A 15,391-nucleotide genomic window follows, 5' to 3' on the forward strand; every position below is an offset into this window, starting at 1 on the left:
GCGGGCGGTGCCGCGGCCCGCGCGGGTCGCGGCGCCGTCGGGCGCGCCCCGGCGGCGCGACCGCGTAGGCTGAGTGGTCGACGAATCCCGTACCTCTCCCGACCGAAACGGTGGAACGACTGGCTGTGGCTGAGTTCATCTACTCCATGTACAAGGCGCGCAAGGCGCACGGAGACAAGGTCATCCTCGACGACGTCTCCCTGAACTTCCTGCCCGGCGCCAAGATCGGCGTCGTGGGCCCCAACGGCGCCGGGAAGTCCACGATCCTCAAGATCATGGCCGGCCTGGACACGCCGTCGAACGGCGAGGCGCGGCTCTCCCCGGGCTACAGCGTCGGCATCCTGCTCCAGGAGCCGCCGCTCAACGAGGAGAAGACGGTCCTCGGCAACGTCCAGGAGGCCGTCGCGGACATCCTCGCCAAGAAGCAGCGCTTCGACGAGATCTCCGCGCTCATGGCGGAGCCCGACGCCGACTTCGACGCGCTCCTCGCGGAGATGGGCACGCTGCAGGAGGCCATCGACGCCGCGGACGCGTGGGACCTCGACTCCCAGCTCGAGCAGGCGATGGACGCGCTGCGCTGCCCGCCGCCGGACGCCGACGTGTCCGTGCTCTCCGGTGGTGAGCGTCGCCGCGTCGCGCTGTGCAAGCTCCTGCTCGAGAAGCCGGACCTCCTGCTGCTCGACGAGCCCACGAACCACCTGGACGCCGAGTCCGTGCTGTGGCTCGAGCAGCACCTCGCGACCTACCCCGGCGCGATCCTCGCCGTCACCCACGACCGGTACTTCCTCGACCACGTCGCGGAGTGGATCTGCGAGGTCGACCGCGGCCGCCTGTACCCGTACGAGGGCAACTACTCGACCTACCTCGAGAAGAAGGGCGAGCGCCTCCAGGTCCAGGGCAAGAAGGACGCGAAGCTCGCCAAGCGCCTCAAGGAGGAGCTCGAGTGGGTCCGGTCCAACGCCAAGGGCCGCCAGACGAAGTCGAAGGCCCGCCTCGCCCGGTACGAGGAGATGGCGGCCGAGGCGGAGCGCACGAGGAAGCTCGACTTCGAGGAGATCCAGATCCCGCCGGGCCCGCGCCTGGGCAACCTGGTCCTCGAGGCGTCGAACCTCCAGAAGGGCTTCGACGGTCGTCAGCTCATCGACGGCCTGAGCTTCACGCTGCCGCGCAACGGCATCGTCGGCGTCATCGGCCCCAACGGCGTCGGCAAGACGACCCTGTTCAAGACGATCGTCGGGCTCGAGCCCCTCGACGGCGGGGACCTCAAGGTCGGCGAGACGGTCTCGATCTCCTACGTCGACCAGTCGCGCGGCGGGATCGACCCCAAGAAGACGCTGTGGGAGGTCGTGTCCGACGGGCTCGACTTCATCAAGGTCGGCAACGTCGAGATCCCGTCGCGCGCGTACGTCGCGTCGTTCGGGTTCAAGGGGCCGGACCAGCAGAAGCCCGCGGGCGTGCTGTCCGGTGGTGAGCGCAACCGCCTCAACCTCGCGCTCACGCTCAAGCAGGGCGGCAACCTCCTGCTGCTCGACGAGCCGACGAACGACCTCGACGTCGAGACCCTGGGCTCGCTGGAGAACGCGCTGCTCGAGTTCCCCGGCTGCGCCGTCGTCGTGTCCCACGACCGGTGGTTCCTCGACCGCGTCGCGACGCACATCCTCGCGTACGAGGGCACGGAGGAGGACCCGGCGAACTGGTACTGGTTCGAGGGCAACTTCGCGTCCTACGAGGAGAACAAGGTCGAGCGCCTCGGCGCCGACGCGGCGCGTCCGCACCGCGTGACGTACCGCAAGCTCACGCGCGACTGACGCCGCGACCTCGGTCGACCACGACGCCGGGCGGGACACGTTCCCGCCCGGCGTCCGTGCGTCCGGGGCCCGATGGCTCCGGCGCCGGCTGGGGAGCGAGTCGCGAGCGCGAGATCGACCCGGGCGTTCGAGATCGAGCTTCGGAGGGCCGATCTCGTGCCGGGCGGGTCGATCTCGTGCGGCGGCCCGTGTCACACCGGGCCTGACCAGCGGCGTTCCGGCAGACTGGCGGGATGACGGCCAGCGGTGACCCCGGAGACGACGCGGCCCACGCGGACGCGTCCGCCGGGGACGCCGTGGCACGGGACGGCGCCGCCCTGGGCGGGTCGGTCGCCGCGGGCGCCGCGGCGACGGCCGGGCTCGTCGAGTCCCTGGAGATCCTGCGCGGCCGGCTCGCGGCCGCGCGGCTGCCGCTGGACCTGCCGGGCTCGGCAGCGGCGCGCGAGGACCTCGACCTGGCGGTGCACCAGCTCGACGACTACCTGCTGCCGCGGCTGCGGTCGCACGCCGCGCCGCTGCTCGTCGTCGTCGGCGGGTCGACCGGCGCGGGGAAGTCGACGCTCGTGAACTCCCTGCTGGGCGAGCACGTCTCCGCGCCCGGCGTGCTGCGGCCGACGACGCGCGCGCCCGTCCTGGTCCACCACCCGCTCGACGAGCGGTGGTTCTCGACCGACCGCGTCCTGCCGGGCCTCGCGCGCGTGAGCGAGCACGGACCGCGCCCGGGTGCCGACATGACCCCGGGCGGGACCGCTCCGGCGGTGCAGCCCGACCCGACGCGCACGCTCCGGCTCGTGGCGAGCGACGCGCTCCCGCAGGGCCTCGCGCTCGTGGACGCCCCCGACGTCGACTCCGTGGAGACGGCGAACCGCGAGCTCGCGGCCCAGCTGCTCGCCGCGGCGGACCTGTGGCTCTTCGTCACGACCGCCGCGCGCTACGCCGATGCGGTCCCGTGGGACCTGCTGCACCGCGCGGCCGAGCGTCGTGCGCAGGTCGCGATCGTGCTCGACCGGGTCGACCCGGGCGCCGAGGCCGTGGCCGACGACCTGCGCCGCATGATGGACGAGAACGGGCTGGACGCCGCGCCGTTGTTCGCCGTGGGGGAGTCCGAGCTGGTGGACGGCTTCCTCCCGGAGCCCTCGGTCGCGGAGGTCGCGTCGTGGCTGTCCGCGCTCGGCGCGGACGGCGACGCGCGCGACCGGGTCGCGACCGCGACGCGGGACGGCGTCGTGGACGACCTCGTGCGGCGGGCCGTCCTCGTGGCGGGCGCGGCCGACGCCCAGGCGACGTCCGACGCGCGGCTGCGGGCCGTCGTCGGGCGCGCGTACGACGAGGCGGCGACGACCGTGGACGCCGCGACGAGCGACGGGGCGCTGCTGCGCGGCGAGGTGCTCGCGCGCTGGCAGGACTTCGTGGGGACGAGCGAGCTGTTCCGGTCCGTCGAGCAGGGCGTGGGGCGCGTGCGCGACGCCGTGGCGGCGTTCTTCCGCGGGCGACCCGCGCAGGCGCCCCAGGTGGAGCAGGCGATCGCGCACGGGTTGGAGGCCGTCGTGCTCGACGCGACGGACGCGGCCGCGGAGCGCGCGTACGGCGGGTGGCGCGCCGACCCGGCGGGGACCGCGCTGCTCGACGGGCTCGACCTGTCGCGGTCGTCCGCGGGCGTGCGGGCGCGGGTCGCCGAGGAGATCCGGGGCTGGCAGTCGGACGTCCTCGACCTGGTGCGCGAGCAGGGGGCGGGCAAGCGCGGGGCGGCACGCGCGCTGTCGTTCGGGATCAACGGGCTCGGACTGAGCCTCATGGTCGTGGTGTTCGCGTCGACCGGCGGGCTCACCGGGGCCGAGGTCGGCATCGCCGGCGGCACCGCGATCCTCGCGCAGAAGCTGCTCGAGGCCGTGTTCGGCGACGACGCGGTGCGGCGCCTCACGCGGACCGCGCGCGAGCGCCTTGCCGAGCGGGTGCGGGCCGTGCTGGACGACGAGGCCCGGCGCTACACGGCCCAGCTCGACGCGCTCGGCACGGCCGACGCGGACGGGACGGCGCGCTCGGTGCGCGAGGCCGCACGGGCGGTCGAGGCGGCGGCGCGCGTCGAGCGCTCCACGCGAGGCGCGGCCCCCGACGCGGGTCGCGCCGCGGCCGGACGGCACGCCGCACGGCTCCTGCGCGGCGCGGGGTGGCGCGCGGCGCCGGAGGACGATCCGGTCGCCGCACCGGGCGAGGACGGTTCGGAGCCCGCGCCGCGCCCCGGGTTCTGGCGGCGGCTCCTGGGCGGTGAGCGCGCATGACGATCGACCTCGCCGCGCGCACGTCCGCCCTCGAGACCGCCGTCCGCGCGGGCGAAGGGCGCGTGGACGCCGACCTGCTCGCCGACGCGCGCACCGTCGTCGCGCGTGCGCGCGAGCGGGCGGGCCTCTCGGCCGACCACACCGTCGTCGCGCTCGCCGGCGCGACGGGCTCGGGCAAGTCGTCGGTCTTCAACGCGCTCGCCGGGGACGACCTGGCGACGGTCGGGGTCCAGCGCCCGACGACGTCGCACCCCCTGGCGGCCGTGTGGGGCACCGGCGGGGCGGCGCACCCGGCGAGCGGCGCCCCGTCCGGTACCACGCCCGGCGCGGCCGGGGCCGGGGCACTCCTCGACTGGCTCGAGGTGCGGCGCCGGCACGAGATGGGCACGCCGCTCACGTCGGGGGACCCCGACGACGCGCGCGCGGGTGGTGGGCTCCGCGGGCTCCTCAAGGGCCGGCGCGCCGCCGAGGTCACGAGCGGCCTCGTGCTGCTCGACCTGCCGGACCACGACTCGGTGGTCGTCGAGCACCGCGTGCGCGCGGAGCGCCTCGTCGAGCGTGCGGACCTGCTCGTGTGGGTCGTCGACCCGCAGAAGTACGCCGACGCCGCGCTGCACGAGCGCTACCTGCGCCCGCTCGCGGGGCACGGCTCGGTCGTCGTGCTGGTGCTCAACCAGGTGGACCGGCTCTCGCCCGCCGACGCGGACGCGTGCCTCGCGGACCTGCGCCGGCTCGCTGCCGAGGACGGGCTCGGCGACGCGCGCGTCCTCGGGGTCTCGGCGCGCACGGGACAGGGCCTGGACGAGCTGCGCGGCCTGCTCGCGGACGCCGCGGCTCGACGGCGTGCGGCGAACGACCGGCTCGCCGCCGACGTCCGTGCCGTGGCCCGGCGTGTCGCCGTCGCGTGCGGTGAACCCGTCCCGGAGCGGGCCGCGCGCCGGGCGCGCGACGGCCTCGTGGACGCGCTCGAGGCCGCCGCGGGTGTACCGACGGTGGTCGCGGCCGTGCGCGGCTCGGCGATCCGCGACGCACGCGCCGCGACCGGTTGGCCCGTCACGCGCTGGGTCGGGCGGTTCCGCCCCGACCCGCTGCGGCGCATCGGGCTGCGGACCGGCCCCGCCCCGGGCTCGGCCCGGGCACGCACCGCGAAGGAGCTCGGGGGAGCCGAGATCGAGGTGCGCCCCGAGCTTGCCCGGACGTCGCTCCCCGCGGTCGGCGCGGCGCTGCGCGCCGGTGCGCAGACGGCCGTGCGCGACTACGCGGCCGAGGCCACCGCGGGCCTTCCCGACGACTGGGCGCTCGCCGTGCGCCGTCGGGCCTCGGAGGGCGCCGCGGACCTCGCCGACGCGCTCGACCAGGCGGTGGCCGGGACGGAGCTCGAGGCGTCGCGCCGCCCCGTGTGGTGGCGCGTCGTGGGCGCGCTCCAGTGGCTCGTGCTCGCGGCGCTCGTCGTCGGGCTGCTGTGGCTCGCCGCGCTGTGGGGGTTCACGTACCTGCGCCTGCCCGAGCCGCCGACGCCCGTGCTCACGCTCGGCGGGCCGGGAGCGCCCGAGCTGCCGTGGCCGACCCTGCTCGCGCTCGGAGGCGTCGTCGTCGGCGTCCTGGTCGCCCTGCTCTCGCGCGCCGCCGCGTCCGTGGGCGGGCGTCGCCGGGCGGCCCGCGCCCGACGCCGCCTGCGCGACGCCGTCGGGCAGGTCGCCGACCGCCTCGTGCGGCTCCCGGTGGGCGAGGAGCTGTCCGCGCTCGCGAGCTGTCGCGCCGCGGCCCTCGTCGCCGCCTCCTGACCCGCCGCGCACGAGGTAACGTCAGCCGCGCCCCGTCGAGCGAGAGGACCTCCGAATGACCCGCCTGCACGTCCCCGTCTCCCTGCGGTGGTCGGACCTCGACGCGTACGCCCACGTGAACAACGTGGAGATGTTCCGGCTGCTGGAGGACGCGCGCATCACGGCGTTCTGGACCCATCCGGAAGCCGGCGAGGACGCCTGGCCGACGGCGGTCCTGGAGACCGGGCCGGCCGCGACGAGCCACACGCTCGTCGCGCGGCAGGAGATCGAGTACCTGCGCCCGCTCGGCTTCACGCGCACGCCCGTACGGGTCGAGCTGTGGATCGGGCACCTGGGCGGCGCGAGCCTGGAGGTCTGCTACGAGGTGCACGACGGCGCCGCCCGCTTCGAGCGCACCGGCCCCACCTCGGGCGGTGCCCCCTACGCGAAGGCCCTGACCACGATCGTCGTGGTCGACGCGGCGACCGGTTCACCCCGCCGCATCACGGAGACCGAGCGCGCGGCGTGGGAGCCGTTCGTCGAGGAGCCGCTGACCTTCCGCCGCCGGAGATGACCGTCGCCCGCGCCGGGGAGCAGCGTCCCGACGCAGGCGACGATCATCCTCGGCCGCCGCGCGGGTTCACCCCACGCCGCACGCCGTCCCGCTCGACGCGCCGACCAGCGTGAAGCCCGCCGGCGGCGTGTTCACCCCGCCGTGCGCGACGTTCGCGCCGACCTCGACGGACGCCCCCGGGGCGAGGGTGCCGTTCCACGCGGCGGACCGCACGGTGACGTCGGCGCCCGACTGCGTCCACGTCGCGCTCCAGCCGTTCGTCACCGTCTGCCCGGACGGGAGGATGAACGCGAGCGTCCACCCGTCGAGCGGCGTGGTCCCGGTGTTCGTGAGCCGGAGGGTCACGGTCCCGCCCGAGCCCCAGTCGCTCGACGACCACCGGACGGCGCACGCGCCGGGCGCGGGACCCGTCGACGTCGCCGGGGTCGTGAAGGTCGCCGCAGGACCGGGTGCCGACGCGTTCCCGGCGCGGTCGGTCGCGACGACGGCGACGCGGTAGGTCGTCTCGGGCGCGAGACCCGTCAGGGCCTGGCTGGTGCCCGACGTGGTCGCGACCCGGACGCCGTCGACCAGCACGTCGTACCCGGCGACGCCGCTGCCCGCGTCCGATGAGGGTGCCCACGCGAGCGACGCCCCGGTCGCGGTGACGCCCGAGACCGTCGGCGCTCCCGGCGTCGACGGCGGCGCGGTGTCCGGCTCGACCGGACCGGACGACGGCTCGTCGCCCCACAGCAGCTCGGCACCCTCGTAGAGGGTGATGCGGGCGTTCTTCGTGAGCGTGTCGCCGGTCGCGACCTGAGCGAACGACCAGTCGTCCGAGGCGTCCCAGACGTTCGCCGTCACCCGGAACTGCACCTCGCGGCGGTGCTGGGACTGGCCGCCGGGGTAGACGACCGAGCCCGAGCAGTCGATCTCGACGAAGTACTGGTCGCCGCCCGCGTGGCCGACGCCCGCCGTCGCGCCGGGGCACTCGGAGTAGTTCGTCGTGGCGCGCAGGGTCGCCGGGTCGGCGCCGTCGTCGAGCGTGAACCAGTACCGCAGGCGGACCTCGTCGAGCACGCGTGCCGGGAACGCGGACCGGTTGCGCAGCACGGCCTTGATCTCCGTGAACGCGGTGCCGGGCTGGTTGAGGCGCGACTCGACGAAGAACTCGTCCTGGTCAGGGGTCTCGGGCTGGGGGAAGTCGGCGAGCGGGACACCCCCGTGCTCGCCGACGAGGAACGCGAGCGCCGACGTGAAGCCGGCGTTGTAGTCCGTCGCGACCTCGTTCGCGACGTAGTCCGAGCGGCTGTCCGTGTAGGCGTCGTCCGGTGCACCCGGGCCGCCGACGAGCGCGCCGTACAGCACGTGCCGGGTCGCCGCGGGCTCGGCGAGCGAGTCGAGCCACGAGCCGTGCGCGGTGCGGTGGTGCGGGTTCTGCGGCGAGCCCGCGCCGTACCCGACGACGTACGAGGCGCCGCGCGGGTTGTCGCCGAGCGCGTAGCCGACCTGGCGCTCACCGAAGTCCTGGTAGGTCTGCGCGCGGGTCGTGTCGCCGCGACCCCGCAGCCACTCGCCGTAGGTCAGCGCGACGAACGCCGTGTTCGCGGCGTAGCGCAGCGAGCCCCACGAGTCGAGGAACGCCTGCCCGCCGGGGGAGTACCGCACGCGTGACCCCTGGTACCCGGTGGTCCAGTAGTCGAGCCACCGGTTCGCGTCGTCGACGTACTGCTGCTCGCCGGTCGCCTGGGCCAGCAGCGCGTACGCGCCGTACGTCTTGTCGTCCCACGCGATCGTCCAGCGGTACGACGGCGTGCTCGTCTGGTTCTCGCGCGAGAGGCCGGCGTACTCCTGCTCCGCCTTCGCGAGGTACGCCGTGTCGCCCGTCGCCTCGTACAGCCACGCCGCGCCCCACACGAGCTCGTCCTGGTAGCCGGACCACGAGTTGTAGAACGCGCCCACGGGCACGCAGTCGGAGTACTTGCCCCGGTAGGTGTCGGCGAAGGCGTAGAGCTGCTCCGCGTGCTCGACGAGCTCGGCCGCGTACGCCGGGTCGGAGTCCGCGAAGACGATCGACGACGCGGCCATGGCCGCCGCGGTCTCGCCCGCGACGTCGCTGCCGGGGCACGACCGGTCGACCTTGTACGCCGGCCGGTCCATCTGCATCGCCTCGGCGGGGCCCCACCACTTGTGGTCCGCGTCGCCGTCGCCGACCTGCGCGTAGAGCACGTCCGGCTCGGGGTGGGCCTTGATGAAGTAGTCGTTGACCCAGCGCAGCGAGTCGAGCAGCTCGTCCCGCTGGCCCGACGCCGCGTACCCGTCAGGGCTCGCGATCGCGCCCCACGCGAGCATCGTCGTCGTGAAGGCCATGGGCAGCCCGAACTTCACGTGGTCGCCCGCGTCGTACCAGCCGCCCGTGAGGTCGAGCCCGACGTCGGCGCCGTCGTCGAGCGCGGAGTCGCCGCGCCAGCTCACGCGGAAGTCGTCGGGGAGGTCGCCCGAGCGCTGGGCGTCGTAGAAGAACAGGGACTTCTGGAGCGCCTCGGCGTAGTTCGGCTCCGCGGCCGCCGCGGTGGCCGCTGCGTGGGCCGGCGCTGCGCTCGACGCCGGGCTCGGCGCGGCCGAGGCCGGGGTCGTGGCCGCGAGGCTCGCGACGAGCAGGGCGCCCGCGGCGAGGACCGCGGTGGGTCGTGGGTGCATGGCTGCCTCTCGGTCCGGCCGCGTCCGCGTCGACGCAGGTGGACGCCACTGTCCGGAGGTGGCGGAGCCGGGGTCAAGGACGCGTGCGACGCCGAAACGTTTAGCCGTCGTGGGTGGCGCGCTCCGCCGCGGCGGCGACGTTGCGCTGCATCCCGCCGAACACGACGCCGTGGAAGGGCTTGACCGCCCACCAGTAGAGCTGGCCCGCGAGGCCGTGCGGGTAGAACAGCGCGCGCTGCGCGAAATAGGTCCGGCCGGGCCCGCTCGCGTCCTCGGGCGAGGGGCCGGGCGCGTCGGGGTCGGTCGCGTCGGGGAGCTCGGCGGCGGCCTCGTCGACGCGCAGCTCGAGCCAGGCGAGCCCCGGGAGGCGCATCTCGGCCCGGAGCAGCAGACGACGGCCCGGCTCGATCGCCTCGACGCGCCACCAGTCGAGCTCGTCGTCGACGCGCAGGTGCCGCTCGTCGCGCCGACCGCGGCGCAGCCCGGGCCCGCCGACGGCGCGGTCGAGCAGCCCGCGCACGCGCCACGCGAGCGACCACGAGTACCAGCCGCCCTGCCCGCCGATCTCCTCGACGACGCGCCAGAGCACGTCGCGCGGCGCGTCGACGACCGTCCGCCGCTCGTCGACGTACAGCGAGCCGCCGGCCCAGTCGGGGTCGCTCGGCAGCGGGTCCGACGGCGCTCCCGGGACCGAGGCGGACGACCAGCGCGTCACCACCTCGCCGTCGTGGATGCGTTCCAGGGCCAGCTCGACGGCGCGGTCGAACCCGAGGAGCCCCTCGGGCGGGTCGGGCACGTACCGCCGGACGTCGTGCTCCCGGCACACGACCTCGTGCTGGAGCGACTCGACGAGTGGCCGCGCGATGCCCGACGGCACGGGCGTGACGAGCCCGACCCAGTGGCTCGACAGCTTCGGCGTGAGCACCGGGACGCTGACGATCGCCCGCCGGGGGAGACCGGCCACCCTCGCGTAGCGCTGCATCATGTCGCGGTACGTGAGGACGTCGGGCCCGCCGACGTCGAACGCGCGCGAGACGTCGGGCGGCATCGTCGCGGATCCCACCAGGTAGCGCAGCACGTCCCGCACCGCGATGGGCTGGATGCGGTTGTCGACCCACTTCGGCGTCGTCATGGCCGGGAGCCGCTCGGTGAGGTAGCGCATCATCTCGAACGACGCGGACCCGGAACCGAGGATCACCGCCGCCTGGAGGACCGTCGTCGGCACGCCCGACGCGAGCAGGATCTCGCCGACCTCCTTGCGCGAGGCCAGGTGGCGCGAGAGGTCGCCCTCCGGGACGTCCGGGAACATCCCGCCGAGGTACACGATGCGCCCGACGCCCGCCTCGCGCGCCGCGCGGGCGAACGTGAGCGCGGTGCGGCGGTCGCGCGCCTCGAACGTGCTGCCGGTGCCGAGCGAGTGCACGAGGTAGTACGCGACGTCGGCGCCCTCGAGCGCCGCGCGGGTCTGCTCGAGGTCGGCGGCGTCGGCGGCCACCGTCTCGACGTCGTGCACCCACTCGCGCCCCGCGAGCCGTTCGGGGTGCCGTGCCAGCGCGCGCACCTCGAACCCCGCGCGCAGGAGCTCGGGCACGAGCCGCCCGCCCACGTACCCGGTGACCCCGGTGACGGCGGCCCTCACGAGAGGAGCTCCAGCAGCTCGCGCTCGGCCCGCGTCTGCGAGCGCGTGGACCCGATGGTCTCGCCGCGCTCCCACAGGTCGAACAGGCGCGGGTCGATGTACGAGGAGCGTGCGACGGCGGGCGTGTTCCCGAGCTCCTCCGCGACGTCCTTGACGATCCCGGTGACGACCCGGCGCCGCGCCCGCTCCGAGGTCGGCGCGGCCCCGGCGTCGGCGAGCGCGCGCGCCGCGAGGACCGTCGCGTGCCAGGTGCGGAAGTCCTTGGGCGTCGCGTCGTCGCCGAGCCGTTCCTTGATCCCCGCCTGCACGTCGGCGCTCGTGACGTCGTGCCACCCGGCGCGCCCGTCGGGGCCGTCCTCGCGCCACGCGAGCAGCTCGACGCCGCCGCGGCGCCGCTTGAGCGTCGTGACGAGCTCGGCGACCACCGGGTCGTCCACGACGACGTCGCGCACCTGGCCCGACTTCGCGGGGTAGCGGAAGTGCACGCTCCCGTCGCGGCGGACCCGCGCGTGCTCCTTGCGGATGGTCGCCAGGCCGTAGCTCTTGTTCTGCTGGGCGTAGATCTCGCCGCCGGCGCGGAAGTACGCGAGGTCGAGCAGCCGGAACGCGAGGGCGAGCACCGTGTCGCGACCCATGCCGGGCTGCGCGAGCTCGCGCGCGACGCGACGCCGGGCCGCGGGCAGGCGCCTGCCGACGTCGAGCACGTGGTCGTGCTTGCGCCGCGCGCGCCGCACCTGCCACTGCTCGTGGTAGAGGTACTGGCCGCGACCGGCGACGTCGCGCCCGAACGCCTGGACGTGCCCGTTCGGGTAGCGACAGATCCAGACGTCGGACCAGGCGGGCGGGACCGCGAGGCGCGTGCACCGCGCGAGCTCGTCCTCGTCGGTGAGCGGAAGACCCTCGACGTCGAGGAACACCCAGGCGTCGCCCTTCGGGCGCCGCGAGTACCCGAGGGAGGTCACGGACACCCGACGCAGTCGCACCCGGTCATCGTGCGGGACGCGCCGCCGGCTCGCGCGTCGGGGACGCCGCGGTGCGCCGCCCTCGACGCGCCGACGGCCGGGGCGCGCGCGCCCCGGCCGTCGGCGTCGGGTCAGGCGACCGTGCAGGTCGCGCCGTTGAGGGTGAACGACGTCGGCTCGGTGTTGGTCCCGGTGTGGGAGCCGTTGAAGCCGACCTCGACGCTCGCGCCCGCGCCGAGCGTGGTGTTCCACGCGGCGGGGGTCACGGTGACGGTCGAGCCCGACTGCGCGTACTGCGCGGACCAGCCCTGGGTGATGGTCTGGCCGTTCGCGAACGCGAACGTCAGGGTCCAGCCCTGCAGGGGCGTGGCGGAGTCGTTGGTGATCCGCAGCGACCCCGTGAAACCGGTGTTCCACGAGCTCGCGGTGTACGCGACCGTGCAGCCGCCGGGCGTGCCGCCCCCCTGTGCCGTCGTCCCGGTCACCGTGCCGGAGGTCGCGGACACGTTGCCCGCCGCGTCGACCGCGCGCACCGCGTAGACGTGCGCCGTGCCGGCCGCGAGGCCCGTGACGGTGAACGACGTCGTGGTCACCTGGGCGACCTGCGTCCCGTCACGGAACACGCGGTAGCCGGTCACGCCGGTGTCGTCGGTGGACGCGTTCCACGCGAGCGCGACCGTGGAGGCCGTCACGCCCGAGACCCGCAGCCCGGTCGGGGCGGACGGTGCCTGGTCGTCGCCGCCCGGACCGCCGTCCTCGTCCGTGGTCACGGTGAGCGGCGCGGACGCGGCCGAGACGTTGCCCGCGGCGTCGCGCGCCCGGACGGTCACGGCGTAGGACGTGCCGGCGTCGAGACCGGTGACCGTGAACGAGGTCGTGGCCGTCGTGCCCACGGCCGTGCCGTCGACGAGCACGGTGTAGCCCGTGACGCCGCGGTCGTCGGTCGACGCGGTCCAGCTCACGCTCGCCGACGTCGTCGTGGTCGCCCCGGCCGTGAGGCCCGTCGGGACCGACGGCGGGGTCGTGTCCGCGGGGCCGCCGCTCCCGTCGCCCTCGATCTCCGGGTAGGCGTTCTCGACGAGCATCCGGAACTGGGACTCGAACCACTGGCCCGCGAGCGGGGCGTCGGGCAGGGCGCCCGTCAGCTGGTTCGCGAGCTTGGGCGAGACGAACGTCGGGTCGCACATCCGGTCGAACCGCTTGCCCTGGTCGTTCGGGATGTCGGACGACGCGCCGTCGGACTCGCCCGGAGGCTTGACCCACACGTAGGCGTGCAGGTGCGACTCCGGGAAGCCTGCGGGCGAGGCCTGCGGACGCTCGCCGATCCCGGCGCCGGCCGGGTTGCACCACGCGCCGCGGTGGATGCGCTGGTCGACGCGCGACTCGTTCACGTAGGTGTTGAGGTTCGTCGACGTGCTCACCGCCGTCGGGCGGTCGTCGCCGCCCCAGCCGTTGCGCGACGTGTCGACGAGCATGCCGATCGACGCCGGGAAGCCCTCCGCGACGAGCAGGTCGTAGAGGTGCGCCGTCCAGTCGGCCTCGTCGAAGTCGGCGTTCCACTCGTAGAAGGTCGCCGAGCGCACGGGCGTGCTGCCGAGCTGGACGTCCTCGAGGAACGGCTCGTGCAGCGGCGTGGAGTTGGCCGTGTTCGTGACGAAGCCCGTGACGGACGCGTAGCCCGCCTCCGTCGACAGCACGACCTCCTTGAAGAGCTTCGCCGCCGGGCCCGCGTTGCTCGGCCAGCCCAGCCAGCCGGCGTGCGCCGCGTCGATGTAGGAGTACACGTTGCCGACGTCGTGGAGCGCGTCCAGCGCGTACTTCACGCCCTCGCGGTAGTACGGCGCGGACGCCTGGCAGTCGGGAGTGCTGATGTTCGTGATGAGGTTCGGCAGCGAGTCCGGCTCGATCGTCGCGACCACGCGCAGGTCCTCGTAGGCGGGGTCGTCGAGGATGTCGGCGATGACGTCGATGTACTCGGTCTTGTACCGCGCCATGTCCGTGGCGTTCGGCTTGAGCTCGCCGTTGGACGCGAGCGCGTAGCAGTCGCGACCGGGCAGGTCGTAGATCACGAGGTTGAACACCATCGGCACGCCGGGCTGCTTCTGCTCGACCGCGGCGTCGAGGTGGTGCCGCAGACCCGGGCCGTCGGCGTTGCCCTCGATCGCGCTGATGCGGTCCATCCAGACCGAGGTGGGCTCGTCGGCGATCGCCCGCATGCGGGACCCGAGGTCGCCACCGGCACGGTCGGCGGCGGCCTCGACGTTGGCGGACCAGAAGTCGTTGACGTACTGCGTGGCACCGGCGAACGGGTTGCTCACGCGGGGTTCGGCGGCGGCCGCCGGCGCGGCGGTCGCGACCAGCGGGGCGGCGAGCAGCGCGAGCGACGCGGCGACGGCCGCGCCCCTGCGCGGTCGGCTGGATCGGGATGGCACGTGGTCCTCCAAGGGTCCGGGGGCGCGGACGGATCCGCGCACCGGGCGGCTCTGCCCGGCGGGGACAACGTGACGAACCGGGGCCGTCGTCGGCTACCGACTGAAACGTTTAGGCGCCCCGCGGTGGCGCCGTCGTCCCGCGCAGCAGGAGGCGCGCGGCGGGGCGCTCGCGGTCGACCGCCGGACGGGCCGCGGCGGGGTCGGCGTCGGGGCGCGCGACCGGGCGCCCGAGGCCGAGCCGCGCGACGACGACGTCCGCCACGTGCGCACCGAGCCGCTCGAACGGCCGGTGCACGGCCGTGAGCGCCGGGGCGACGACACGGCACGTCGCGGAGTCCTCGCCGGACAGCACGGACAGGTCCCACGGCACCTCGAGCCCGTGGCTCCGGCCCGCCTCGAGCACGGCGAGCGCCGCCACGTCCGTGTCCGTGAGCACGGCGGTGGGCCGGGAGTCGTGGGCCACGAGCCGGGCCGCGCGCGAGCGCGTCTCCTCCCACGTGCGGCACTCGACGACGTCGACCCGCGCCTCCGGGCCGCCCGCGTCGCGCGCCGCCCCGACCAGGGCGCGCGCGACGTCGTCCTGCGAGTCGGAGACGAGGACGGCGATGCGGCGGTGCCCGAGCTCGACGAGGTACCGGGCGGCGCGGGCGTCCGCGTCGCCCGCGAACCAGGTCCGCGAGCCCGGGATCTCGGCGCCGGGTGCACCGGGCGCCACCTCGACGAGCGGGATCGCGGCATCCTGAGCGACCCGGCGTCGGGGGTCGTGCGCGTGGGCGTCGACCACGACGAACGCCGCGTGCCTCCGCTCGGACCAGCCCGCCTCGAGCTCGCGCGCGCCCTCGTCACGGTCACCGACCACCTCGAGGCCGAGCACGAGGTCGTGCTCCGCGAGGACCGCGCGCATGCCGGCGGCGAGCGCGAGGGCGCGGGCAGGCCCGGCGGCTCCCTCCGGCGCGTGCACGACCTGGAGCGCCACGCTGCGCGCGCTGGCGCGCAGCGAGCGGGCGGCGGCGCTCGGGCGCCAGCCGAGGTCGGCCGCGGTGCGCAGGACGTGCCGTCGGGTCCGCTCCGAGACACCGGGGCGGCCGTTGAGCGCGTAGGAGACGACGGCGATCGAGACCCCCGCGGCGCGCGCGACGTCGGTGATCGTGATGCGCCGCTCGGCGGGGCCGGCGGCGCGTGGCGAGGGTGCTCCGCCGGGGGAGTTGGTGGTCACGCTCCCACACTGTGCCCGGTTTGGGTGCATGATGCCTAC

Annotated in this window: 9 protein-coding genes; 4 read left to right on the plus strand and 5 right to left on the minus strand. The window is 75.2% G+C overall.

Annotated features, from left to right (window positions below; translation table 11 throughout):
* The first annotated feature begins 125 nt into the window (after positions 1–125).
* The 4 genes from ettA (at position 126) to ACN9MS_RS07885 (ending at position 6,424) form a co-directional block, all read left to right on the plus strand.
* Positions 126–1,808 (plus strand): energy-dependent translational throttle protein EttA, encoded by a 1,683-nt coding sequence (ettA, locus tag ACN9MS_RS07870; protein WP_168731906.1) that lies wholly within the window; start codon positions 126–128, stop codon positions 1,806–1,808.
* 233 nt (positions 1,809–2,041) lie between these two features.
* Positions 2,042–4,087: a dynamin family protein gene (locus ACN9MS_RS07875; protein WP_426311423.1), complete on the plus strand. Its 2,046-nt coding sequence runs from the start codon at positions 2,042–2,044 to the stop codon at positions 4,085–4,087.
* Positions 4,084–5,871, plus strand: a complete 1,788-nt coding sequence (locus ACN9MS_RS07880; RefSeq protein ID WP_426311424.1) for a dynamin family protein — start codon at positions 4,084–4,086, stop codon at positions 5,869–5,871. Before ACN9MS_RS07875 ends, ACN9MS_RS07880 begins: the two co-directional genes overlap by 4 nt.
* A 55-nt stretch (positions 5,872–5,926) precedes the next feature.
* Positions 5,927–6,424 (plus strand): acyl-CoA thioesterase, encoded by a 498-nt coding sequence (locus ACN9MS_RS07885; protein WP_426311425.1) that lies wholly within the window; start codon positions 5,927–5,929, stop codon positions 6,422–6,424.
* 66 nt (positions 6,425–6,490) lie between these two features.
* Here ACN9MS_RS07885 and ACN9MS_RS07890 read toward each other — a convergent pair whose 3' ends face one another.
* From ACN9MS_RS07890 to ACN9MS_RS07910, 5 genes are all read right to left on the minus strand, one after another.
* Positions 6,491–9,103: a glycoside hydrolase family 9 protein gene (locus ACN9MS_RS07890; protein ID WP_426311426.1), complete on the minus strand. Its 2,613-nt coding sequence runs from the start codon at positions 9,101–9,103 to the stop codon at positions 6,491–6,493.
* A gap of 100 nt (positions 9,104–9,203) precedes the next feature.
* Positions 9,204–10,742, minus strand: coding sequence for an SDR family oxidoreductase (locus tag ACN9MS_RS07895; protein ID WP_426311427.1), 1,539 nt, complete (start codon positions 10,740–10,742; stop codon positions 9,204–9,206).
* Complete coding sequence (locus ACN9MS_RS07900) at positions 10,739–11,725, minus strand: DNA topoisomerase IB (protein ID WP_426311428.1); 987 nt, start codon at positions 11,723–11,725, stop codon at positions 10,739–10,741. Before ACN9MS_RS07900 ends, ACN9MS_RS07895 begins: the two co-directional genes overlap by 4 nt.
* A gap of 110 nt (positions 11,726–11,835) precedes the next feature.
* Positions 11,836–14,136 (minus strand): glycoside hydrolase family 6 protein, encoded by a 2,301-nt coding sequence (locus tag ACN9MS_RS07905; RefSeq protein WP_426311429.1) that lies wholly within the window; start codon positions 14,134–14,136, stop codon positions 11,836–11,838.
* A gap of 109 nt (positions 14,137–14,245) precedes the next feature.
* On the minus strand, positions 14,246–15,352 hold the full coding sequence (locus ACN9MS_RS07910; protein ID WP_426311430.1) for a LacI family DNA-binding transcriptional regulator: 1,107 nt from the start codon (positions 15,350–15,352) through the stop codon (positions 14,246–14,248).
* Positions 15,353–15,391 lie beyond the last annotated feature (39 nt).

The sequence above is a fragment of the Cellulosimicrobium sp. E-16 genome (assembly GCF_049913115.1).
Classification (GTDB): Bacteria; Actinomycetota; Actinomycetes; order Actinomycetales; family Cellulomonadaceae; genus Cellulosimicrobium.

What these genes read in the sequence shown, in the direction of transcription:
- ACN9MS_RS07875 (WP_426311423.1), top strand. Translation starts at nt 2,042, where the DNA reads ATGACGGCCAGCGGTGACCCCGGAGACGACGCGGCCCACGCGGACGCG.
- ACN9MS_RS07880 (WP_426311424.1), top strand. Translation starts at nt 4,084, where the DNA reads ATGACGATCGACCTCGCCGCGCGCACGTCCGCCCTCGAGACCGCCGTC.
- ACN9MS_RS07885 (WP_426311425.1), top strand. Translation starts at nt 5,927, where the DNA reads ATGACCCGCCTGCACGTCCCCGTCTCCCTGCGGTGGTCGGACCTCGAC.
- ACN9MS_RS07890 (WP_426311426.1), bottom strand. Translation starts at nt 9,103, where the DNA reads ATGCACCCACGACCCACCGCGGTCCTCGCCGCGGGCGCCCTGCTCGTC.